Here is a 21,364-nt window from a genome sequence, read left to right as displayed (position 1 = left end):
CCGGGCCGCGTGCGGAGGTGATCGCAATGAACCCCAGGCCCGACTTCTGTCCCGGCTGCGGGGCGCAGGTCTATCCGGAAGAGGCGAACTGCCCCTTCTGCGGCCGCAAGCTCCACACCAGCATGATGATGCCCTTCCTCGTCGGTGTCGGCGGCACGGCCGTGGCACTGATCTCGGGCGGTCTCGTCTGGTGGGTGATGTCCGCACCCCCCGACGACGCGCCCGAAGGCAGCCCGCCGGTGGTGGCCACCGCGCCGGCACCCCAGCCGGCTGCGCCGGCGGCGGCACCCGCGCCCCAGCCCACCCAGCCTCCGGCCGGCCAGATGCAGAGCGGCCAGGCCCAGCCCGGCACGCCATCGGCGCCCGCCGCGACCGCTCCCGGCGCTGGCCAGGAGGCGAGCTTGCCGCTGCCCACCGTGACCAACCCGCCGCCGGTCCCCACGGCGGACGCCGAGGCGCGGCGCGCCTTCGCCAAGAGCAAGCAGGACAGCTTCGCCCAGAACGGCCTCGACCTCACGGTCACCACGTCGGGCGAAGATGCCACCACCCTCACCATCAAGTTCAATTTCCCGGCCAAGACCGCGGCCGAGCTCATCGTCGCCGGCCCGTTCCCGCGGCAGTGCGAGCAGCGCGGCTTCCGCCAGGTGCTGTTCGTGGATCCATCGGGCATCACATGGGTCTATGATGTGGCAACCCAGCAGATGACCCAGCGATGACCTCACCGCCCGGCGCCGCAGATCCCGCTTCCCCGCCAGATGGCCCGGTCCTGGTGCTGTTCGATTGCGACGGCACGCTGGTGGACAGCCAGCACATGATCGTCGGTGCCATGCGCGATGCCCACGCCGCCCACGGCGTGCCCCTGCCGGACCGCGAGCGGTTGCTCTCGGTGGTCGGGCTGTCCCTGCCGGAGGCCTTCGCCGTGCTTTCCCAGGGCGACCTGTCCTATCCCGTGGAAGCGATGGTGGACGCCTACAAGAACGCCTTCAACCGCCTGCGCAACGGCGAGCCGCCGGAGCCCATGTTCGACGGCGCCCGAGCGGTGCTGGACGCTCTGCGCCAGCGCGAGGACATCGTGCTCGGCATCGTCACGGGCAAGTCGCGCCGCGGCGTCGACCGGGTCCTGGCGGCCCATGCCATGGAGGGCTGGTTCGCCACCATCCAGACGGCGGACGACGCGCCCTCCAAGCCGCATCCGGCCATGGTGTTCCAGGCCATGGGGGAGATCGGCGCACGGCCGGACGCGACGGTGGTGGTGGGCGACACCACCTACGACGTATCCATGGCGCTGCAGGCCGGGGCCTCGGCGCTTGGGGTCTCCTGGGGTTATCATGAGGCTTCGGCGCTGGAGCGGGCCGGCGCGGACCAGGTGGTCCACCGGTTCGAGGAAGTTCCCGCGGCCATCGCCGACGTTCTGGCGCGCCGGCGCGTCGTCATCGGGTGAGGATCCGCCATGCGTGACTTCCTGGAGGAGATCGACACCGGCGAACCGGGGGAAGACCCGGTCGCCCGCGTGCGCGCCGCGCAGAAGATCTCGCTGCCCAAGCGCTTCTACAGCGCGGTGAGCGTGGGGGAGGCCGAGGGCGGCTTCACCATCCTTCTGGACGGCCGGCCCGTGCGCACCCCGGCGCGCGGTCTGCTGCTGGCACCGACGCGCGCGCTGGCGGAGGCCCTGGCCGCCGAATGGGCGGCGCAGGAGAAGGAGATCAACCCCTTCCTCATGCCGCTGACGCGGCTCGTCAACGTCGCCCTCGACCGTGTCGCGCCGGAGATGGATGCGGTGGCGGCGGAGGTGGCGCGCTACGCCGGCACCGACATGCTCTTCTACCGCGCCGAGGGGCCGCAGAAGCTGCTGGATCGGCAGGCCGCGCGCTGGGATCCGGTGCTCGACTGGATGCATGCGCAGCACGGCGCGCGTTTCTTCCTCGCCGAAGGGGTGCGGCACGTGACCCAGCCGGCCGAGGCACTGGCCCAGGTGGAAGCCCTGGTGCCGCGCGCGGCACTGGCGCTGGCGGCGGTGCATTCCATGACCACGCTCACCGGATCGGCGCTGCTGGCGCTGGCGGTGGCGCAGGGCACGCTGAGCGCCGAGGACGCGTGGAGCGCCGCCCATGTGGACGAGGATTTCAACCGCGAGCAATGGGGCGAGGACGAGATCGCCAGCGCCCGCCGCGCCGCCCGTTGGACGGAGATGGAGGCCGCCGCACGCCTCCTCGCGCTGATCGCCTGAGCGGCGGAGGAGGGGCGATGGACGCGGATCTGGTCGCCGATCTCTTCGCCGCCTTCGGCCCGGTAAGCGTGAAGCGAATGTTCGGCGGCGCGGGGCTCTATGCCGACGGGCTGATGTTCGCCGTCGCGGTGCGCGACATCATCTATCTGAAGGCCGATGCGGCGCTGGCGGCGGAACTGGCGGCGCGCGGATCGGCGCCCTTCAGCTACGAGGCCAAGGGTGCGGTGCGCACCATGAACGGCTTCTGGTCCGTGCCGGAAGCGGCGCTGGACGACAGCGACGACCTCGCCACCCTGGCGCGGCGCGCTCTCGCGGTGGCCCGCTCGGCGCAAGCCTCCAAGGCCGAAAAACCTGCCAAGTCCAAGACGGCTGGCAAAACGGGCGCAAAAACCCCCGCGCGTGGCACGGAAGCTGTGAAGGCCCAGCCCGGCCGGTCGGCATCACGGCGCAAGGCCGGCCGCGGCCTCTAATCCGGGTGAGTGCGCCGAACGCGCGGGCGCCGCAGATGCGCCCGCCGGTCTGAGATCGCGCCGGGCCCATGGCCGGCGCGACGATGCGGCGAGCCTCAGCCCGCCTTCACCCGCACCGGCCGCAGCAGGAAGGCCGGCAGGTGGGACATGTCCGCCGGCTCGCTCGCCGGGGTGCGCTCGCGGCGCGGGGGACGGCCCTCAGCCGCCTCTTCGCGACTGGGACGGCGGTTGCGCTCGGGACGCTCGGCGCGGTCTGTCCGCTCGGGACGCTCGCTCCGGGCCGCACGTTCCACCGGCTCGGCGCGCTCGGGACGTTCCGCCCGCTCCGTGCGCTCGGGACGGGGCGAACGCCCTTCGCCGGCGACGCGGGGCTCGCGCTCCGGCCTGGGCTCCCGCTCCGCGCGCGGCTCGCGCTCCGCCCTGGGTTCGCGCTCTGCCCTGGGTTCGCGCTCAGGACGCGGCTCGCGCTCGCGGCGCGGCTCGCGCTCGGGACGGCCCTCACGCGGTTCCCGCTCCACCCGGCGCTTGCCGCGCAGGCGGCCGTCGTCCCGCCGCTCGCGCCGTTCCGCGCCCGGCGCAGCCTCGCCCAGGGGCGGGCCCTGCCACGGGATGGGATTGCCGATGAGCTTCTCGATGGCAGCCAGCGACTTGCCGTCGACATGCGTGACCATGGTCAGCGCGGTGCCGGAGCGCCCGGCGCGGCCGGTGCGGCCGATGCGGTGGACGTAGTCCTCCGAATGGTGGGGCACGTCATAATTGAAGACGTGGCTCACCGCCGGGATGTCGAGGCCGCGGGCGGCCACGTCAGACGCGACGAGCAGGGTCGCCTCGCCGGCGCGGAACTGGTCGAGGGCCTTGATGCGGGCATGCTGGTCCATGTCGCCGTGCAGGGCGACGGCGTTGAAGCCGTGCTTCTGCAGCGAGCGGTGGAGCACCGCCACGTCGCGCTTGCGGTTGCAGAAGATGATGCCGTTCTGCAGCCCCTCGCAATTGCGGATCAGCTCGCGCAGCACCTCGCGCTTCTCGAAATCCTCCCGGCCGGATGCAACCAGAAGCTGCGTCACGGTGGTGGCGGTGGAGGCGGGCTTGGAGACCTCGACGCGCACCGGATTGGAGAGGAATTGCGAGACGAGGCGCTGGATCTCCGGCGGCATGGTGGCCGAGAAGAACAGCGTCTGGCGGGTGAAGGGCACGAGCTTGCAGATGCGCTCGATGTCGGGGATGAAGCCCATGTCCAGCATGCGGTCGGCCTCGTCGATGACGAGCACCTCGATGCCGGACAGGAGCAGGCGGCCGCGCTCCACATGGTCGAGCAGGCGGCCGGGGGTGGCGATCAGCACGTCCACGCCGCGCAGCAGCTTGGTGTCCTGGTCACCGAAGGAGACGCCGCCAATAAGCAGGGCGACGTTCAGTTTGTGGTTCTTGCCGTAGCGGGTGAAATTCTCTTCCACCTGGGCCGCGAGTTCGCGGGTCGGCTCCAGGATGAGCGTGCGGGGCATGCGAGCGCGGGCGCGCCCCTGCTCCAGCAGCGTCAGCATGGGGAGGGTGAAGGCGGCGGTCTTGCCGGTGCCGGTCTGCGCGAGGCCGAGCACATCTCGGCGCGCCAGAACATGGGGGATGGCCTGGGCCTGGATCGGCGTCGGCTGCGTGTAGCCAGTGGCGGCGACCGCAGCGAGGACCTTTTCGCTCAGGCCGAGTTCGGAAAATGACATTGCATCTTTTGGATGCGGCGGCGCGCCGCTGATCGAACGTCCCGTGCCGTACGGGGTCAGACGAGTGGTCGTCGGTCGGCGCGCTTGGATTCGACATATCTCGGACGACGCAGAGCAACATAAGAAAATTGTGCGCCGTGTCAATGTTTTCCGGCTCTCCCGCACGGTTCGGCCGGATGAAGGCAGGGTTGAGCGCCAAAAAGTGGGCAATCTCTCTTTCCGCAGAGGCGCGCTATGCGCTCAGGGAATGGTGTAGCGCTGCAGCCATGCACGTGCGTCGGGTTGACCATCTGGCGAGGGCGCTACACGGATGGCGCGCAACCTGCGGGTCTCCATGCCGTTTCTCATCGTCCTCGGCCTCGCCGCTTTCGCGAGCGCATTTTCCATGCGCGTCGTCGATCCGATGCTGAACATCCTGGCCGCCGACCTCAAGGTCACGCTCCAGCAGGTGGCGTTGCTGGCGAGCGCCTTCACGCTGCCCTACGCGCTCATGCAGCTGATCTTCGGCCCCATCGGCGATGCCGTGGGCAAGGTGCGCCTCATCCGCTTCAACCTCGCCATGCTCTCCATCGGACTTGTGGTGTCGGCGCTGGCGACGAGCCATGAGATGCTGCTCGCCTCGCGCGTCTTCTCCGGCGCCTTCGCCGGGGGCATCATTCCCGTCGTGCTGGCGACAGTGGGCGACCGCGTGCCCTTCGACCGGCGGCCGGTGGCGCTCAGCCGCGTGCTGCTGGCTCTGGTGCTGGGCCAGCTCATTGGCTCCGCCCTCGCGGGCTTCATCGCCGAGCTTGCCGGATGGCGCGAGGTGTTCTGGTGCGCCTTCGCCGTCACCGCGCTGGCGACGCTGGCGGCGACGTTCGGCCTGTCCGAGGAAAGCGCGCGCAAGCCCCTGTCGTTCCGCGACTCCCTTGCCCGCTACGCGCTGGTGCTGCGCAATCCGCTTTCCGTCAGGGTCTATGGGCTGGTCGCCATCGAGGGCGCGCTCACCTTGGGCGTCTTCCCGCTGGTGGCGCCGCTGATGGTGGCGCACGGCATCGGCAACGCGAAGGAGGCGGGCATCGCCCTCGGTGCCTTCGCGGTGGGCGGGGCGCTGTATACCTTCGCCGTGCCGCATCTGGTGCGTCACCTCGGCCTCGGCGGCATGGTGGGCATCGGGGCCGCCTTGACCGGCGGACTGTTCGTCGCCGTCGCGCGGGTCGAGGACATCTTCGTGGTGGCGGCGCTGTTCGGCTTCTCCGGCTTCACCTTCTACATGATCCACAACGTCATGCAGATCCTTGCCACGGAGCTGGCGCCGGAAGCGCGCGGCTCCGGCATGGCGCTGTTCGCCTCGTCCTTCTTCGTGGGACAGGCGTCCGGCGCGCTGGTGCTGGCGCAGGTGGCGGGCGTCGTCGGCGTGGTGCCCATGTTCATCGCCGCCGGGGTCGGGCTCATCGCGCTCGCCGCGCCCGCCGGCTTGCTCATCCCACGCAAGGCACGGGTGACACCGGAGCCGCACCCGCATTCCGAAGTCTAGGACCGCGTCCCGCGCCAGCGCGGCTACGCGCGTTCGTGGATTTCGTGCAGGCGGAGCCCGCCCCGGAGTGAGGCGGGCTCGGCCAGTCAGATGTTGATCTTCACCGAAGCGCCCTGCTTGGCACAGCGGTCGACCACGCCCGTGCGGTGGACCTGCGTCGCCCTGGCCACGGAGGCGGCGGACTGGCGCATGCACCATTGGGCGTGGGGGCCCGGCACAAGTACGTCCTTGGCGCGCTTCACGTCGCAGCCCTGGCTCGCCGCCAGATCGATGACGCAGACCGCCCAGTCGCCGTAGTAGACGCAGGACTGCTCGTCATTGCCGAACGAGTGGGCCTGCGCCGTCCCCGGCAGCAGCGTCGCCAGAGCAAGGCTGGCCGCCACCGGTGCCGCAATGGCGGCACTCATGCTTTCGATCCAAGCCCGGCGCCCCCGCGCCGGCTCAGATGTCCAGCATTTCCTCGCCCGCGAAGGCGGCGCGCTCGGAGATGAAGGCGAAGCGGGCCTCCGGCTTGTTGCCCATCAGCCGCTCGACGAGGTCGGTGGTGCCGGCGCGCTCGGCGTCCTCGATGGTGACGCGCAGCAGCGAGCGCGTGCGTGGGTCCATGGTGGTCTCCTTCAACTGCGCCGGCATCATCTCGCCGAGGCCCTTGAAGCGACCGACGTCCACCTTGCCCTTGGCCGAGAATTCCTTCTTGAGCAGCTGGTCCTTGTGGGCGTCGTCCCGCGCATAGAGGGTCTTCGCCCCCTGGGTGATGCGGTAGAGCGGCGGCACGGCGAGGAAGAGATGGCCCTCCTCGATCAGCTTCGGCATCTGGCGGAAGAAGAAGGTGACGAGGAGCGAGGCGATGTGCGCCCCGTCCACGTCGGCATCGGTCATGATGATGACCTTCTCGTACCGAAGATCGGCCTCGCGATAGTGAGAGAGCATGCCGCAGCCGAGCGCCTGGCCGAGATCGGCCAGCTGCTGGTTGGCCGCGAGCTTGTCGCGGGTGGCGCTTGCGACGTTCAGGATCTTGCCGCGCAGGGGCAGCACCGCCTGGGTCTTGCGGTCCCGCGCCTGCTTGGCCGAGCCGCCGGCCGAGTCGCCCTCGACGATGAAGATCTCCGATCCCGCCGCCTCGGTGTTGGAGCAGTCGGCGAGCTTGCCCGGCAGGCGCAGCTTGCGCACGGCGGTCTTGCGGGAGACCTCCTTCTCCTGCTTGCGGCGCAGCCGCTCCTCGGCGCGGTCGATGACGTGGTCGAGCAGGCGGCTCGCCTGCACCGGATTGGCGGCGAGCCAGTGGTCGAACGGATCGCGCAGCGCCTGCTCGACGATGCGCGCGGCCTCGGCGGTGGCGAGGCGGTCCTTGGTCTGGCCCTGGAACTCCGGCTCGCGGACGAACACGGAGAGCATGGCGGCGCAGCCGGTGATGACGTCGTCGCCGGTGATGACCGAGCCGCGCTTGCCCTGTCCGGAGCGCTCCGCATGGTCCTTCAGGCCCTTGAGCAGCACCGTGCGCAGGCCGTTCTCATGGGTGCCGCCGTCGGGGGTCGGGATGGTGTTGCAATAGGAGGAGATGGAGCCGTCGGCGTCCGCCACCCACGCCACCGCCCATTCCACCGAGCCATGCCCGCCGGTCTTCTGGATGCGGCCGGAGAAGATGTCCGGATGCACCAGCGTCTGGCCTTCGAGGTCGGCGGCCAGATAATCCTTGAGGCCGCCCGGGAAGCGGAAGACGGTCTTCTCGGGAATGCCGTCGCCGGCCTTCAGCAGGTCCGGGTCGCAGGACCAGCGGATCTCCACGCCGCCAAACAGATAGGCCTTCGAGCGGGCCATGCGGAACACGCGGGCCGGCTCGAAATGGGCGGCGGGACCGAAGATCTCCGGGTCGGGATGGAAGCGCACGCGGGTGCCGCGGCGGTTGGTGATGCGCCCCACTTCCTTCAGCGGACCCTGCGGCACGCCTTTGGAGAAGCTCTGGCGATAGAGCGTCTGGTTGCGGGCGACCTCCACCTCCAGATCATCGGAGAGGGCGTTCACCACCGAGACGCCGACGCCGTGCAGGCCGCCGGAGGTCTCGTAGACCTTGCTGTCGAACTTTCCGCCGGCATGCAGCGTGGTCATGATGACCTCGAGCGCCGACTTGCCGGGAAATTTCGGATGGTCCTCCACCGGAATGCCGCGGCCGTTGTCGGAGACCGTGAGATAGCCGTCGGCGCCGAGCTGGACCTCGATGAAGGTGGCGTGGCCTGCCACCGCCTCGTCCATGCAATTGTCGATCACCTCCGCGAAGAGGTGATGCAGCGCCTTGGAATCCGTGCCGCCGATGTACATGCCCGGCCGGCGCCGCACCGGCTCCAGCCCTTCCAGCACCTCGATATGTGCGGCGGTATAATCGTTCGCCATGGTGGGCACGGCGGGCGGCTTGGCCTTCGCATTTGCCTTGGCGGACGGGCGGGGGCGGGAGGCGGAGCCGAAGAGATCGTCGTCGGTGTCGGACATGGGCGCTCGATAGCAGAAGGGAACGGGCGACGCGACTCACGGCACGGCCGCGGCCCGGGTTGCCCCCAGTGTGGCAGAGCCGGCGGGGCAGGGGAACGGAATGGCAACATTTTCGGCGGCCCACTGCCTGCCGTCCTGCGTCCCAGCGGAAGGGCAGCCCTGCTGCTCCCGCAGGGCCGGCGTCTTTTCCCTGACAGGAGAAAGGGTGTAAGGACCGTGGCCCTGCCCTCGGGCCCGGTGCGCCGGGATTGACGGCGGATGACCTCGCGGGAGATCAAGATGGCTGACGCAAAGGCTAGGATCGCGGTTCTCGGCGCCTCGGGCTATACCGGCTCCGAACTGGTGCGCCTGCTGCTGCGCCATCCCCGCGTCGAGATCGTTGCGCTCACCGCGGATAGGAAGGCCGGCCAGAGCATGGCCGAGGTGTTCCCGCAGTTCGCGCCTTTCGCCCTGCCGAAGCTGGTGACCATCGACGAGGTGGATTTCACCGCCGTGGACGTGGTGTTCTGCGCGCTGCCCCACGCCACGACCCAGCTCGTCATCAAGAAGGTGTTCGACGCGGCGCCGAACGTGAAGGTGGTAGACCTCTCCGCCGACTTCCGCCTGAAGGATCCCGGCGCCTACGAGACCTGGTACGGCCATCCCCACCAGGCGCTGGAACTGCAGCAGGAGGCGGTGTTCGGCCTCGTCGAGATCTATCGCGACGAGATCCGCAAGGCGCGGCTGGTCGCCAATCCGGGCTGCCATTCCTCCACCGCCATCCTGCCGCTGGTGCCGCTGCTGGAGGCCGGCGCGCTGGAGCCGGAGAGCATCGTCATCGATTCCAAGACCGGCATGTCCGGCGCCGGGCGCTCGGCCAAGGAGGCGATGCTCTTCTCCGAGGTGTCGGAGGGCATCCACGCCTATGCCGTCTCCGGCCATCGGCACATGGGCGAGCTCGACCAGGAATTCTCCAAGGCCGCCGGCCGGCCGGTGAGCCCCATGTTCGTGCCGGTGCTGGCGCCCATGAATCGCGGCATCTACGCCACCATCTACGTGCGCACCGCCGGCGCCACCGCCGAGGACCTGCATCGCATCCTTGCCGATTTCTACAAGGGCGAGGCCTTCGTCCACGTGCTGCCGTTCGGGCAGGTGCCCCAGTCGCGGCACGTGCGCGGTTCCAACATGGTGTTCCTCGGGGTGGTCGCCGACCGCCTGCCGGGCCGGGCCGTCGTCATCTCGACGCTCGACAATCTGGTGAAGGGGGCGTCCGGGCAGGCGGTGCAGAACATGAACCTTCTCATGGGCTTCCCCGAGACTCTGGGGCTCGACCAGATCGCCTTGATGCCCTGAAGGAAGCTGGCGCCGGAGCACCGCTCCGGCGCGTCATCCGGCTGTGGGGGATGATGGTGCGCGGGGCGCTGTCACAAGTCGGTGCCCCCTACTCACGTATGCTGGCGGGTGCGGATAGGACAGAATAGCTTCCCTGTCTCTTGAGGGGATTCTTCCCTCCGCCGGATCACCGCCCATGAGCTTCCTCGTCTGCCTCGCCGCGCTCTTCTTCCTGATGTTCGTGGCCTATAGGGGCTTCAGCGTCATCCTGTTCGCCCCGGTTGCGGCCATTGGCGCCGTGCTTCTCACTGATCCGGCGGCGGTCCCCGTCATCTTTTCCGGCCTGTTCATGGAAAAGATGGTGGGCTTCATCAAGCTCTACTTCCCGGTGTTCCTGCTCGGCGCAGTGTTCGGCAAGCTCATCGAGCTGTCGGGCTTCTCGCGCTCCATCGTCTCGGCGGTGGTGAAGCTGCTCGGGCCGGCGCGGGCGATCATCTCCATCGTCCTCGTGGGCGCGCTGCTCACCTACGGCGGCGTGTCCTTGTTCGTGGTGGTGTTCGCCGTCTATCCGTTCGGCGCGGAGATGTTCCGCCAGGTGGGCATCCCCAAGCGCCTGCTGCCGGCGGTGGTGGCGCTCGGCGCCTTCTCCTTCACCATGGATACCCTGCCGGGTACCCCGCAGATCCAGAACATCATCCCCACCACCTTCTTCCACACCACCGCTTATGCGGCGCCCATCCTCGGCGTCGTCGGCACGCTGTTCATCCTCGTCTGCGGCATCTCCTACCTCGAGTTTCGCCGCCGGCAGGCGCGCCGGGCCGGGGAGGGCTACGGCACCGGCCACAGCAACGAGGTGGAGCTGGACGAGAGCGTGCCGCTGGTGTCGCCGCTGCTCGCCCTTTTGCCGCTGGTGGTGGTGGGCGTCGCCAACCTCATCTTCGCCCAGCTGATCCCGGGCTGGTTCGGGCCCACCGCCAGCGCCACCCTGGTGGAGGGCGCCCCGGCGGTGAGCGTCCCCACCAACACGTGGGCCGCCATCTGGGCGGTGGAGGCGGCGCTGCTCCTCGGCATCCTCACCGTCGCGGTGTTCGGCTTCAGGGCGATCGCCGGGCGCTTCGCCGCCGGCTCCAAGGACGCGGTCGGCGGCGCGCTCCTCGCCGGACTCAACACGGCGACGGAATACGGCTTCGGCGCGGTGATCGCGGCGCTCCCGGGCTTCCTCGTCATCAAGGCGGCCCTCACCGCCATTCCCAATCCGCTGGTCAACGAGGCCATCACGGTGACGACGCTCGCCGGCATCACCGGCTCGGCCTCCGGCGGCCTTTCCATCGCGCTCGCCGCCATGTCGGAGCAGTTCATCGCCCAGGCCCAGGCCCACGGCATTCCGCTGGAGGTGATGCACCGCGTCGCCGCCATGGCTTCCGGCGGCATGGATACGCTGCCCCACAACGGGGCGGTCATCACCCTCCTCGCGGTGACGGGCCTGACGCACCGGCAATCCTACGGGGACATCTTCGCCATCACCTTGATCAAGACCATGGCAGTGTTCTTCGTGATCGCCTTCTATTACCTGACCGGGTTGTATTGAGCCGGACCACACCGCCGCGCGGGGCGCCTCGGCGGGCGGAACGGACGGGCTTTCGGGGGAAGACGGACCATGGCCGACGCCGGGGGGCGGGTGATCGCGGTCGCCAACATGAAGGGCGGCGTGGGCAAGACCACGACGGTGGTGATGCTGGCGGAAGGCTTCGCCGAGGCGGGGTCGAAGGTTGCGGTGGTCGACCTCGACGCCCAGGCCAACGCCTCCTACTGCTTCGCCCCCGACGAGGAGCTGCGGGCGATCCTCGACCAGCGCCGCTCCATCACGTCGTTCCTCGCGGACCGCCTGCTCTATGGCGATCGCACGTCCATCGCCGACTATATTTCTCCCGGCATCTGCCATGTGATGAAGGCGGGCGAGGAACTGGCCATCGACATGGTGGTGGCGAGCCCCCGCCTGCGCCTTTTGGAGCGCGAGATCGTGCTGCGCCTCGCGGAGAGCAACTACGGCATCCGCTCGCTGGAGGGCCAGTCGCTCAAGGTGCTGCAGGAGGCGCTCGGCGTCCTGCGGGCGCGCTACGACGTGGTGCTGTTCGACTGCGCGCCGGGCATCTCCGCCTTCACCGAGGTCGCCATCCGCCTCGCCGACATGGTGATCGTGCCCACCATTCCCGACTATCTCTCCACCCTCGGCTTCGATGCGTTCCGCGCCTCGGTGTGGGAGAATGCCCACGTCACGCGCTCGGCCCTGCCGCAGCCGCGGCGGCGGCCGCTGGTGCTGGCGAGCCGGGTGAACGCCCACAAGATCCAGCATCGCGAGACCCTTCTCGCGCTGCGCGAGGAGGCGGCCGAGGAGAACGCCCTGTTCGAGATGTACGACGTGGTGGTGAACAACCTCGCGGCCATCGAGCGGGCCATGGACCCCGAGAACTTTCCCTATGCCCCCTCGTTCGAACAGAAATGGTACAGGGCGGTCGATGCGGTGCGCGACCTGGTGAGCGAGACACGGAGACGGCTCGATGGCTGAGGAGACGGATTTCTTTCGGCTGCTCGCGGCCATCGGCAGCCGCGGCGAGATGTTCGCCGCCGCCGGCAACCTCGCGCGCAAGGCGGTGAACGAGATCGTCCGCGCCCAGCTCGCCGCGGACACGACCGGGCTCGACGCCCTTCAGGCCATGCGCAGCCTGCTTGGTGCCGCCGGCTTCGCCGAGGCGCTGGACGGGGTCGCGGCGCCCAAGGCGAAGCAGTTGCTCGTCCGCGTCGATCCGCATGCCCCGGCTCTTGCCCAGCCTGCCGATCGCATCAAGGCTCTGCTCGCCCTCGCCGACGGCAGCTGCGCCCCTGCCGCGCCTGTTGCGAAGCCGGCGCGCAAGGCTGGTGGGCGAAAGGCAGCGGCGGCGAGAGAGCCGGCCGCCACCCCGTCGCCCGAGGTCGCCCCCTCGCCCGAGGTCGCACCGCCCGAAGTCGCGCCGGCGCCACGCAAGCGCCGGATCACCGGCCGCACGGCGCTGCGGGTGTCCGAGGAGCGCTGAGGCGAGGGCTCAGGCGGTGGACTGGGTCTGCGGGTCCGGGCCGAGGGCGAAGATCTCCGCCACCGCCACGAAGGCCGGAATCAGCAGGCACCACATGCCCACGGTCAGATAGAGCAGGGCGGCGGCGGCGCATCCGGCGGCGAAGGCGGCAAGGTTGGCGCTCATCCGGCCGAGGCGGCTGCGGGTCGCCGTCATGTCGGCGCCCTCGGGCGGGCGCCACAGGCTGCTGAGATCCACCAGCATCTGGGTGAAGGTGCCGGTCATCATGGTGGAGGGCGGGCTGTCGGTCAGGTGTGTGCGGTGGAGCGCGTTCTGCAGCGCCATGGCGCTCACCAGCGTCATCCCCATCATGATCGCGCCGGGCGCATCGGCGTCGGGAAAGGGACCGGCCTGGACGGCCACCAGCCCCGCATGGGCGAGCAGCACAAGCTTGCAGGCCATGAGCAGACGGAAATCGTCCTTGCCGCGCTCCGCCGCCGCCCGGCTCACCTGGCGGGCGATGATGACCACGACGGCAAAGACCGGCATGGCGATGACCTTGGCGAGCGCCGGCGCGTGACCGTGGGCGAGGGATGCCGCGATGGTCACGATGTTGCCGGTGACGTGCGCGGCGAACAGGCCGCCGAGCGCCACGAATCCGGCCGCGTCGACGAAGCCGGCGTTGAAGCAGAGCAGGATCGCAAGCCAGCGCTTCACGACATGGAAGCTCCCGGAGCGGAAAGCGAAAACGCGGCCTTCCGGCTCATCCCACCTCCGCCACGTCGCGGATGCGCAGGGCGACGCGAGTCTCGCCCTGCCAGGTATCGAGCTCCAGGCATCCGGCCACGTGGAGCGGCCGGCCGCGGGCGGCGAGGAGGGCGCGGCCGAGGGGCTCCTCGGCGCTGCGGAAGGCGGTGGCCTTCAGCGTCGTGCCGTCGGGAGAGGCGATGCGGGCGCGCACATGGCCGGCGCCGAAGCTCTCCACGAAGCTGATGCGGTGGCCGGGAAAGGCGAACACCGGCTCGGGATTGCCGGCGCCGAAGGGACCGGCGCGGGCCACAGTCTCCACGAGGTCCACGGTGGCGCCACGCGCCGTGAGGGCGCCGTCGATGGACAGCGTCCCCTCCGCCCGCGCCCGCGCCACGTCGGGAGCGAGCCGCTGCTCGAATTCGGCGCGCAGCGCGCCGAGCTTACTGCGCTCCACCGTGAGTCCCGCCGCCATAGCGTGCCCGCCGCCCTTGGCGAGGAGCCCGCTTTCCACCGCGGCGCGCACCGCGCGGCCGATGTCGACGCCGGGAAGGGAGCGGCCCGACCCGGTGCCCGTCTCGCCGTTGAAGGCGATGGCGAAGGCCGGGCGCTGGAAGCGCTCCTTCAGCCGCGCGGCCACGAGGCCGACCACGCCGGGGTGCCAGCCCTCGCCGCTCACCACCACGACGGCGCCGTCGTCCGAGACGCCCAGCGCCGCCTGCGCCTCGGCCTCGGCGGCGGCGAGGATGGCGCGCTCCACCTCCTGCCGCTCGCCATTCAGCCGGTCCAGCTCGGCGGCGATGCCCCGCGCCTCGGCGGGATCGTCGGTCAATAGCAGGCGCGCGCCCAGGGTCGCCTCGCCGATGCGCCCGCCGGCATTGATGCGCGGGCCGATGAGGAAGCCGAGGTGGAAGGGCCGGGGCGGCCCGTCGAGCCGCGCCGCGTCCATCAAGGCGGTGAGGCCGATGCGGCCGCGCCTGCGCATGGCGATGAGCCCCTTGGCGACAAAAGCGCGGTTGAGGCCGATGAGCGGCACCACGTCCGCCACCGTCGCCAGCGCCACGATGTCGAGGGCGTCCAGCAGGTCCGGGGCAGGGCGGTCGGCATTGAAATGCCCGCTTTGGCGCAGCGCGCGCACGAGGCCCACGGCGACCACGAAGGCGAGCCCGGCGGCGCAGACATGGCCGAGGCCGGAGAGGTCGTCCTCCCGGTTCGGATTCACGATGGCGGTAGCGGGAGGAGGCGTCTCGCCGGCCTGGTGATGGTCGATGACGACCACGTCCATGCCAAGCCGTTGCGCAGCGGCCAAAGGCTCCAGCGAGGTGGTGCCGCAATCCACCGTCACCAGCAGGGTCACGCCCCGCGCCGCGAGCTGCTCGATGGCCGGCACGTTGGGGCCGTAGCCCTCGAAGATGCGGTCGGGGATGTGGAAGAAGGGGTCGAGCCCTCCCGCCCGCAGCACGCCCACCATCAGCGCGGTCGAGCAGGCGCCATCCACGTCATAGTCGCCGAACACCGCCACCTGTTCGCCGGTCGTGACCGCGCGGGCGAGGCGGCCGACGGCGGCGGGCATGTCCGTCAGGGTGTCGGGATCGGGCAGAAGGGTGCGGATGGAGGGGTCGAGATAGCGCTCCACCTCGTCCAGCGGCACGTTGCGGCCGGCGAGCACGCGGGCGAGCAGCTCGCTGATGCCGGTGCGCTGGGCCATGGCGAGGGCGGTCTGCGCGCCGCGCGCGTCGAGCCGCTCGCGCCAGGATCGGCCGGTAACCGAGCGGGCGACGTCGAGGAAGAGGCGATTCGGCAGAGCGATGTTCACGCCGGCATGAAGCCAGACCCGGCGCTCCGCGTCGAGCGCAAGGCTCACAGCCCTGCCACCGCGAGCACCGCAGCGGCGGCTCCGACCGCAGCCGCGGTGGCGGCGCCGAGGCGCCAGGTGAAGCCGGCGGAACCGGCTGCGGCGGCAAAGCCCACGCGCCCAAGGGCATTCATGCCGATGGCGATGAGAATGGCGAGCGCCGCGCCCTGGAAGGTCAGCGCCCCGCCGGCGAGGCGGGCGGCATTCAGCGACGGCACGTCCACATCCATGATTCCGGCCACCGCGCTCACCAGATAGAGGCTCTGCGGCCCCACCTTGTCGAGCAACAGGCCGCTGATGCCGGAAACCACGCCGAACATCAGAGCAAAGGCGGCGAGCGGCCCGAGATCAAATGGATTGCCCGGCTCCGTCTCTCCCGCCGTGCCGCCTGAGTTTCGCACCATCACGCCCCCGGCGACGGCGAAGGCGAGGGCGGCGGCCAGCGCCGGCGGGGCGAGAGTCGCCAGAAGGCCCGGCGCCACCACCATGCAGATCACCATCACCCGTAGCAGCGAGACCATGGCCGCCAGCGCCGCACCCCCCGCCAGCAGCGCCGCCGGCTCGCCCGCCGCCGCGCGCCGGGCGAAGGCGACCGTGACGGCGGTGGAGGAGACGAGGGCGCCGCCCAGCGCGCTGATGAGAATGCCCTTCTCCGGCCCCGCCACCTTCACCGCCACATATCCGGCGAACGAGATGGTCGCGGTGAGCACCATGAACAGCCAGATCTGGCGCGGATTGATGCTGTCGAACGGGTCGATGGTCCGGTCGGGGAGCAGCGGCAGGACAATGACCGTCATGGAGAGCAGCACCAGCGCCGAGCGCAATTCCACCCAGGTGAGGCGGGCGAGCAGGCCGTGCAGCCGCTCGCGGGCAGCAAGCAGGCCGGTTGCCGCGATGGCCGCGGCGCTTGCCGCCGCCGCATCCCCCACCACGGCGAGGGCGCCGAGCGCGAAAACGAGCAGAGCCGCGACGAGGCCGGTGATGCCGAAGTCGCGGTCCTTCACCATCTCACGATACTTGAAGACCGAGAACACCGCAGTGAAGCCGAGGCTGGCGGCAATCAGCACCGCCGGGCTCTGGAGCGCCTGGGCGAGGGCGGCCGAAACGCCGCCGAGCAGGCCGCACAGGGCGTAGGTGCGCACGCCCGCGGTGCGGCTGCCGGGTGGATCGGTGCGCTCGCGCCAGCCGCGTTCCACCCCGACCACGAGGCCGATGGCGAGAGCCACCGCAAGGCGGAACATGAGCTCGTCCACGGCATGCTCCATGACACAGCCTGAGTCTGGGACACCTGAGCTTAAGTTGGCTCAAGATATAGCAGACTTGGGCGCGGCAGCAGACCTCGCCGGGCCTGGGACGAAGGCGCGCGTGCGCTCAGGAATCCAGGCGGAACTTGGAGAAGTCCCGGTGCTCGGTGGCGATGCGGCGCACCGTGCCGGTGGCGGCGCGCATGACGATGGTGTCGGTGACGATCACCTCGCGGCCGAATCGCACGCCGCTGAGCAGGGCGCCGTCGGTGACGCCCGTGGCGGCGAACAGGCAGTCGCCCCGCACCATGTCTTCCAGCTTGTAGATCTTGGACGGGTCGCGGATGCCCAGCGCCTTGGCCTGGGCGCGCTTCTTGTCGCTGTCGAGGACGAGGCGCCCCTCCATCTGGCCGCCGATGCAGCGCATGGCCGCGGCCGCCAGAACCCCCTCGGCCGCGCCGCCGAGGCCGAGATAGATGTCGATGCCGCTCTTTTCGGGGGTCGTGGTGTGGACCACGCCGGCCACGTCGCCGTCGGTGATGAGCTTGATGGCCGCCCCGGTCTTGCGCACCGCGTCGATCAGCCCGGCGTGGCGCGGACGGTCGAGGATCAGAACCGAAACCTCGGTGGGCGGCACGCCCTTGGCCTCGGCCAGCGCGCGGATATTGTCCTGCGGACTCTGGGACAGGGAGACGATGCCCTCGGGATAGCCCGGGCCGATGGCGATCTTGTCCATGTAGCAGCCCGGGACCTTGAGCAGGGTGCCCGCCTCCGCCAGCACCAGGACGCAGAGGGAACCCTCCATGTTCTTGGCGCAGAGGGTCGAGCCTTCCAGCGCATCCACGGCGAGATCGACCGCGACGCCGCCGGAGCCCAGCGCCTCGCCGACGAACAGATGCTCGCACTCGCCCTCCAGGCCCTCGCCGATCACCAGCGTGCCCGAGACGGGGATCTGGTTGATCTCGCGGTGGCAGACGGCCATGGCGGCGAGGTCGGCGGCCTGCTCGTCGCCCCGTCCCCGCAGCCGGGCGGCGGCCACCGCGCAGCGCTCCATGGCCTGCGCCATGTCGAGGGCGAGGCGGCGGTCGAGCACCTGGGGCATCCGCGCAGCGGCCATGACGTCGATCCTTCTCCCGTCGATTCCCGCGCCGTCAAACCGTACTCAGCCGGATCAGTCCTTCTCGATCCGGATGACCTGGGGCAATGAGGCGACCACGCCGTCCGCCTGGATGGCGGCAATGGCGCGGCGGACCGCGGCCTCCGTCGTCGCATAGGTGATGAGAATCACATGGGCGGTCTCGGCGGGCGCGGCGCCCCCCGGCCGGCGCTGGACGATGGATTCCAGCGAGATCTGCTCGTCCGCCATGCGCCGGGCGATGGTGGCAGCGGTGCCCGGCTTGTTCACGGCGGCAAGGCGGATGTAGTAGCCGCCCTCGTGGCGCTGCATGGGCGCGCGCTCCGCCTTCTGGAGCTGCGCCACCGGCAGGCCGAAGGCGAAGCCCTTCGCGCCGCGGGCCACGTCGGCGAGGTCGCCTACCACGGCGGAGGCGGTGGCGTCGCCGCCGGCGCCCGGGCCGACCAGAGTGAGCGTCACCGCATCGCCATCCACCGCCACCGCATTGGTGACGCCGGACACCTGGGCGATGGGCCAGTGCTTCGGCACCATGGTGGGATGCACGCGCTGCTCGATGCCGGTGTCGGTCTTCACCGCCACGCCGAGCAGCTTCACCCGGTAGCCGAGGTCGTCGGCGGCTTCCAGATCGGCGAGGGTCAGCTGGCGGATGCCCTCCACATAGATGGATTCGGCGTCCACCTGTGTCCCGAAGGCGAGGGAGGTGAGGATGGAGAGCTTGTGGGCGGTGTCGAAGCCGTCGATGTCGAAGGTCGGGTCCGCCTCCGCATAGCCGAGCCGCTGCGCCTCGGTGAGGCAGACGTGGAAGGAGAGCTTCTCCTCCGCCATGCGGGTGAGGATGTAGTTGCACGTGCCGTTGAGGATGCCCGACACGCGGTCGATGACGTTGCCGGCCAGCGCCTCGCGCAGCGTCTTCACGATGGGGATGCCACCCGCCACCGCCGCCTCGAAATGGAGGCCCGCGCCGGAAGCCTCGGCGCGTCCTGCGAGGTCCACGCCGCATTTCGCCAGCAGCGCCTTGTTGGCGGTGACGACGGGAATGCCGCGCTCGAGCGCGGCGGCGACCGATGCCTTGGCCGGGTCGCCGTCGCCGCCCATCAGCTCCACGAACACGTCGATGTCGCCCTCGCGTGCGAGCGCGACCGGATCGTCGAACCAGGCAACGCCGGCGAGGTCGAGACCGCGGTCCCGGCTGCGGTCGCGGGCTGCGACGGCCGTCACCTTCAGCATGCGGCCGGTACGCGCCTCGAGGTCCTCGGCGCGGCGGGCGAGCATGCGGAAGACGGCGGCCCCGACGGTGCCGAGGCCGGCGAGGCCCACTTTCAGTTCACTCATGGTCTGGTCCGGTGTCTTTCTTCGGCTCTCGGCGTTCAGCGCGCGGCGCTGAGGGGTACCACGTTATGGAGCGTGGTGCCTGCCTGCTCGAAGAAGCGGCGGATGTTGCGGGCCGCCTGGCGGATGCGCTGCTCGTTCTCCACCACGGCGATGCGGACATAATCGTCGCCGTGCTCGCCGAAGCCGACGCCAGGCGCCACCGCCACCTCGGCCTTCTCGATGAGAAGCTTGGAGAATTCCACCGAGCCCATGGCCCGGAAGGGCTCCGGGATCGGGGCCCAGGCGAACATGGAGGCGCGCGGCGTGGGCACCGGGAAGCCGGCGCGGCCGAAGCTGTCCACCAGCGCGTCGCGGCGCTTCTTGTAGGTCTCGCGCATCTCGGCGATGCACTCCTGCGGGCCGTTGAGCGCCGCGGTGGCCGCCACCTGGATGGGGGTGTAGGCGCCGTAGTCGAGATAGGACTTCACCCGCGACAGGGCGGCGATGAGGCGCTCGTTGCCCACCGCGAAGCCCATGCGCCAGCCGGCCATGGAATAGGTCTTGGACATGGAGGTGAATTCCACCGTCACGTCCATGGCGCCCGGCACCTGCAGCACCGAGGGGGGCGGGTTGCCGTCGAAGTAGAGCTCGGCATAGGCGAGGTCGGAGAGAACGATGATGTCGTTCTTCTTCGCGAAGGCCACCACGTCCTTGTAGAACTCGAGATCCGCCACGCAGGCCGTGGGGTTCGAGGGATAGCACAGCACCACGGCGATGGGCTTCGGGATGGAGTGCTGGACCGCCCGCTCCATGGCGTGGAAGAATTCCGGCCCCGGCTCCACCGGCACCGAGCGGATGACGCCGCCCGCCATGAGGAAGCCGAAGGCGTGAATGGGGTAGGACGGGTTGGGCGTCAGGATCACGTCGCCCGGGGCGGTGATGGCCTGCGCCATGTTGGCGAAGCCTTCCTTCGAGCCCAGCGTCGCCACGATGTGCCGCTCGGGATCGAGCTTCACGCCGAATCGCCGCTCGTAATAGCCCGCCTGCGCCTTGCGCAGGCCGGGGATGCCCTTGGAGGCGGAATAGCGGTCGGTGCGCGGCTTGCCGATGGTTTCCTTCAGCTTCTCGATGACATGCGCCGGCGCATCGAGGTCGGGATTGCCCATGCCGAGGTCGATGATGTCCACCCCGGCATTGCGGGCGGCGGCCTTCACACGGTTCACTTGCTCGAACACGTAGGGCGGCAGCCGGCGAATGCGGTGGAAATCGGTCGTCATCTCAATGGCTCCAGAGGCCGCGCGTGCTGTTTCTCCCGGCGCGGCAGTCGGGCTTTGTAGCATTGTTCGGTGAATGAAAAAGCAACGAATGCGATAGGAGTGGGGCGAAGCCGCGAATGCGGCGCCGCACAATCACCTTTGGCGGGAGCGCGGGCCTATTTGGACTGGGTCCGCGCAAGGCGCTCCAGGTCGCGCTGAAGCTTTGCCTGACCTTCAGGCGTCAGCGGTTCCCGCCGGTCCGCTGGGGGGGCGCCGAGGGTGGGGAAGGCATTTTCCGGCACCTGCGGCACGGGCGGGTTGGGCGGCGTCAGGCCGGGCACGCTCTCGCCGCCCGCGCAGGCGGCGAGCAAGGTGAGGGCCGCCGCGGCACCTGCGGCCCGGGCGAATCGCCATCCGACTGCGACACACGGGATGGAGCGGAAACGCGGCTTTGAGAAATGACGGGTCATGAGCCTCGATGGGGTTGCGTGGCCTCGGCCGTGTACGCCGGCCGCCGGAGCGGTGGCTTCGGGAGGCGGAGCGGTGGCGCATGCGGCGCGTCGGATGTCTTCGCCCGTCCGGGACGGCGCGATCCTGTCATTTTCGCATTCTAGAGTATGACGAAAGCGCAGGCAGCGATAAAGATGGGCTAACGTTCGTATGCCCCGCGAGAAGGAAATGACGAATGTCCCGTGCTGAGGAGACGTCGAACATGGCGGGGAGCGCGCAGATCCTGCCGGCGGACAAGCCGCCGCATCTCAGCGTCGTACCGCCCGAACCCGTGGCCCCGTCGCCCCGCGAGACCGCGGCTGCGAGCCCGGAAAGCGCCAATCCCGCCACCAAGGGTCCGTCGTCCTCCAAGTCCGAGGCCAAACCGGAGGCCCAACCCGCAGCCAAGCCCGCCACCAAGCCGGCTGGCGGGGGGGGCGGCGCCGGGAGCGGCGAGGGCGCGCGCGCCGGGATCGACATCGAGGTCTTCTCGCGCAACCTTGCCCAGATGGTGGAGGAGGGCGGCAAGGCTATGGCGGCCTATCTCGGCCCCCGTG

At 70.1% G+C, this 21,364-nt stretch carries 19 protein-coding genes and 1 pseudogene; 10 read left to right on the top strand and 10 right to left on the bottom strand.

Annotated elements, in window-relative coordinates; translation table 11 throughout:
• Positions 1 to 26: 26 nt before the first annotated feature.
• Genes ABLE93_RS23810 through ABLE93_RS23795 form a run of 4 tightly spaced genes read left to right on the top strand, consistent with a single transcriptional unit; the run spans position 27 to position 2,697 of the window.
• A complete protein-coding gene (locus tag ABLE93_RS23810) occupies positions 27 to 716 on the top strand; it encodes a zinc ribbon domain-containing protein (protein ID WP_348842226.1) in 690 nt (229 codons plus the stop codon).
• The gene (locus tag ABLE93_RS23805; protein WP_348842225.1) at positions 713 to 1,441 is read left to right on the top strand and encodes an HAD-IA family hydrolase; all 729 of its coding nucleotides are present in this window, start codon (positions 713 to 715) and stop codon (positions 1,439 to 1,441) included. The genes ABLE93_RS23810 and ABLE93_RS23805 overlap by 4 nt, the downstream gene beginning before the upstream one ends.
• A gap of 9 nt (positions 1,442 to 1,450) precedes the next feature.
• Positions 1,451 to 2,227: an ATP12 family chaperone protein gene (locus ABLE93_RS23800; protein WP_348842224.1), complete on the top strand. Its 777-nt coding sequence runs from the start codon at positions 1,451 to 1,453 to the stop codon at positions 2,225 to 2,227.
• 17 nt (positions 2,228 to 2,244) lie between these two features.
• Positions 2,245 to 2,697, top strand: coding sequence for a TfoX/Sxy family protein (locus ABLE93_RS23795; protein ID WP_348842223.1), 453 nt, complete (start codon positions 2,245 to 2,247; stop codon positions 2,695 to 2,697).
• 95 nt (positions 2,698 to 2,792) lie between these two features.
• Here the strand turns inward: ABLE93_RS23795 and ABLE93_RS23790 are convergent, their stop codons facing one another.
• Entirely contained in the window at positions 2,793 to 4,409 is a 1,617-nt protein-coding gene (locus ABLE93_RS23790; RefSeq protein WP_348842222.1) for a DEAD/DEAH box helicase, read from the bottom strand.
• 310 nt (positions 4,410 to 4,719) lie between these two features.
• Here ABLE93_RS23790 and ABLE93_RS23785 point away from each other — a divergent pair, with 310 nt between their 5' ends.
• Entirely contained in the window at positions 4,720 to 5,925 is a 1,206-nt protein-coding gene (locus tag ABLE93_RS23785; RefSeq protein ID WP_348842221.1) for an MFS transporter, read from the top strand.
• An 86-nt stretch (positions 5,926 to 6,011) separates the two neighbouring features.
• On the opposite strand, the gene ABLE93_RS23780 is transcribed toward ABLE93_RS23785, so the two are convergent.
• The gene (locus tag ABLE93_RS23780) at positions 6,012 to 6,332 is read right to left on the bottom strand and encodes a hypothetical protein (RefSeq protein WP_348842220.1); all 321 of its coding nucleotides are present in this window, start codon (positions 6,330 to 6,332) and stop codon (positions 6,012 to 6,014) included.
• Between the two features lie 34 nt (positions 6,333 to 6,366).
• On the bottom strand, positions 6,367 to 8,409 hold the full coding sequence (parE, locus tag ABLE93_RS23775; protein ID WP_348842219.1) for a DNA topoisomerase IV subunit B: 2,043 nt from the start codon (positions 8,407 to 8,409) through the stop codon (positions 6,367 to 6,369).
• Positions 8,410 to 8,688: 279 nt separating this feature from the next.
• Here parE and argC point away from each other — a divergent pair, with 279 nt between their 5' ends.
• The 4 genes from argC to ABLE93_RS23755 all read left to right on the top strand — a co-directional run bounded on the left by argC (position 8,689) and on the right by ABLE93_RS23755 (position 12,791).
• A complete protein-coding gene (argC, locus tag ABLE93_RS23770; RefSeq protein WP_348842218.1) occupies positions 8,689 to 9,741 on the top strand; it encodes an N-acetyl-gamma-glutamyl-phosphate reductase in 1,053 nt (350 codons plus the stop codon).
• 175 nt (positions 9,742 to 9,916) lie between these two features.
• Positions 9,917 to 11,308, top strand: coding sequence for a GntP family permease (locus ABLE93_RS23765; protein WP_348842217.1), 1,392 nt, complete (start codon positions 9,917 to 9,919; stop codon positions 11,306 to 11,308).
• A 69-nt stretch (positions 11,309 to 11,377) separates the two neighbouring features.
• Positions 11,378 to 12,286, top strand: a complete 909-nt coding sequence (locus ABLE93_RS23760; RefSeq protein WP_348842216.1) for a ParA family protein — start codon at positions 11,378 to 11,380, stop codon at positions 12,284 to 12,286.
• Positions 12,279 to 12,791: a hypothetical protein gene (locus ABLE93_RS23755; protein WP_348842215.1), complete on the top strand. Its 513-nt coding sequence runs from the start codon at positions 12,279 to 12,281 to the stop codon at positions 12,789 to 12,791. Before ABLE93_RS23760 ends, ABLE93_RS23755 begins: the two co-directional genes overlap by 8 nt.
• A 9-nt stretch (positions 12,792 to 12,800) precedes the next feature.
• Here the strand turns inward: ABLE93_RS23755 and ABLE93_RS23750 are convergent, their stop codons facing one another.
• From ABLE93_RS23750 to ABLE93_RS23720, 7 genes are all read right to left on the bottom strand, one after another.
• Positions 12,801 to 13,487, bottom strand: a complete 687-nt coding sequence (locus ABLE93_RS23750; protein ID WP_348842214.1) for a YoaK family protein — start codon at positions 13,485 to 13,487, stop codon at positions 12,801 to 12,803.
• A gap of 46 nt (positions 13,488 to 13,533) precedes the next feature.
• Positions 13,534 to 15,333, bottom strand: a complete 1,800-nt coding sequence (gene recJ / locus ABLE93_RS23745; protein WP_348842256.1) for a single-stranded-DNA-specific exonuclease RecJ — start codon at positions 15,331 to 15,333, stop codon at positions 13,534 to 13,536.
• Positions 15,334 to 15,377: 44 nt separating this feature from the next.
• Positions 15,378 to 16,625: an MgtC/SapB family protein gene (locus ABLE93_RS23740; RefSeq protein WP_348842213.1), complete on the bottom strand. Its 1,248-nt coding sequence runs from the start codon at positions 16,623 to 16,625 to the stop codon at positions 15,378 to 15,380.
• 118 nt (positions 16,626 to 16,743) lie between these two features.
• The gene (locus ABLE93_RS23735) at positions 16,744 to 17,733 is read right to left on the bottom strand and encodes a class II fructose-bisphosphatase family protein (RefSeq protein WP_348842212.1); all 990 of its coding nucleotides are present in this window, start codon (positions 17,731 to 17,733) and stop codon (positions 16,744 to 16,746) included.
• Positions 17,734 to 17,787: 54 nt separating this feature from the next.
• On the bottom strand, positions 17,788 to 19,083 hold the full coding sequence (locus ABLE93_RS23730; RefSeq protein ID WP_348842211.1) for a homoserine dehydrogenase: 1,296 nt from the start codon (positions 19,081 to 19,083) through the stop codon (positions 17,788 to 17,790).
• 35 nt (positions 19,084 to 19,118) lie between these two features.
• Positions 19,119 to 20,339 carry an LL-diaminopimelate aminotransferase gene (locus ABLE93_RS23725; RefSeq protein WP_348842210.1) on the bottom strand — a complete coding sequence of 407 codons (1,221 nt, stop codon included), beginning with the start codon at positions 20,337 to 20,339 and terminating at the stop codon, positions 19,119 to 19,121.
• 155 nt (positions 20,340 to 20,494) lie between these two features.
• Positions 20,495 to 20,788 carry a hypothetical protein gene (locus tag ABLE93_RS23720; RefSeq protein ID WP_348842209.1) on the bottom strand — a complete coding sequence of 98 codons (294 nt, stop codon included), beginning with the start codon at positions 20,786 to 20,788 and terminating at the stop codon, positions 20,495 to 20,497.
• Between the two features lie 215 nt (positions 20,789 to 21,003).
• On the opposite strand from ABLE93_RS23720, the pseudogene ABLE93_RS23715 reads away from it, so the two are divergent.
• Positions 21,004 to 21,364, top strand: a pseudogene (locus tag ABLE93_RS23715) (hypothetical protein); the annotation flags it as partial.

Origin of the sequence: Xanthobacter pollutisoli (assembly GCF_040044995.1) — a bacterium.
Taxonomy (GTDB): Bacteria; Pseudomonadota; Alphaproteobacteria; order Rhizobiales; family Xanthobacteraceae; genus Xanthobacter.
Note: the sequence above shows the minus strand (reverse complement) of the source record. Positions and strands in the feature narration are given on the sequence as shown.

Bases quoted from the DNA above. Each gene is read 5' to 3' on its own strand.
- ABLE93_RS23810 (WP_348842226.1), top strand. From the start codon at position 27: ATGAACCCCAGGCCCGACTTCTGTCCCGGCTGCGGGGCGCAGGTCTAT.
- ABLE93_RS23805 (WP_348842225.1), top strand. From the start codon at position 713: ATGACCTCACCGCCCGGCGCCGCAGATCCCGCTTCCCCGCCAGATGGC.
- ABLE93_RS23800 (WP_348842224.1), top strand. From the start codon at position 1,451: ATGCGTGACTTCCTGGAGGAGATCGACACCGGCGAACCGGGGGAAGAC.
- ABLE93_RS23795 (WP_348842223.1), top strand. From the start codon at position 2,245: ATGGACGCGGATCTGGTCGCCGATCTCTTCGCCGCCTTCGGCCCGGTA.
- ABLE93_RS23790 (WP_348842222.1), bottom strand. From the start codon at position 4,409: ATGTCATTTTCCGAACTCGGCCTGAGCGAAAAGGTCCTCGCTGCGGTC.
- ABLE93_RS23785 (WP_348842221.1), top strand. From the start codon at position 4,720: ATGGCGCGCAACCTGCGGGTCTCCATGCCGTTTCTCATCGTCCTCGGC.
- ABLE93_RS23780 (WP_348842220.1), bottom strand. From the start codon at position 6,332: ATGAGTGCCGCCATTGCGGCACCGGTGGCGGCCAGCCTTGCTCTGGCG.
- parE (WP_348842219.1), bottom strand. From the start codon at position 8,409: ATGTCCGACACCGACGACGATCTCTTCGGCTCCGCCTCCCGCCCCCGC.
- argC (WP_348842218.1), top strand. From the start codon at position 8,689: ATGGCTGACGCAAAGGCTAGGATCGCGGTTCTCGGCGCCTCGGGCTAT.
- ABLE93_RS23765 (WP_348842217.1), top strand. From the start codon at position 9,917: ATGAGCTTCCTCGTCTGCCTCGCCGCGCTCTTCTTCCTGATGTTCGTG.
- ABLE93_RS23760 (WP_348842216.1), top strand. From the start codon at position 11,378: ATGGCCGACGCCGGGGGGCGGGTGATCGCGGTCGCCAACATGAAGGGC.
- ABLE93_RS23755 (WP_348842215.1), top strand. From the start codon at position 12,279: ATGGCTGAGGAGACGGATTTCTTTCGGCTGCTCGCGGCCATCGGCAGC.
- ABLE93_RS23735 (WP_348842212.1), bottom strand. From the start codon at position 17,733: ATGGCCGCTGCGCGGATGCCCCAGGTGCTCGACCGCCGCCTCGCCCTC.
- ABLE93_RS23730 (WP_348842211.1), bottom strand. From the start codon at position 19,083: ATGAGTGAACTGAAAGTGGGCCTCGCCGGCCTCGGCACCGTCGGGGCC.
- ABLE93_RS23725 (WP_348842210.1), bottom strand. From the start codon at position 20,339: ATGACGACCGATTTCCACCGCATTCGCCGGCTGCCGCCCTACGTGTTC.
- ABLE93_RS23720 (WP_348842209.1), bottom strand. From the start codon at position 20,788: ATGACCCGTCATTTCTCAAAGCCGCGTTTCCGCTCCATCCCGTGTGTC.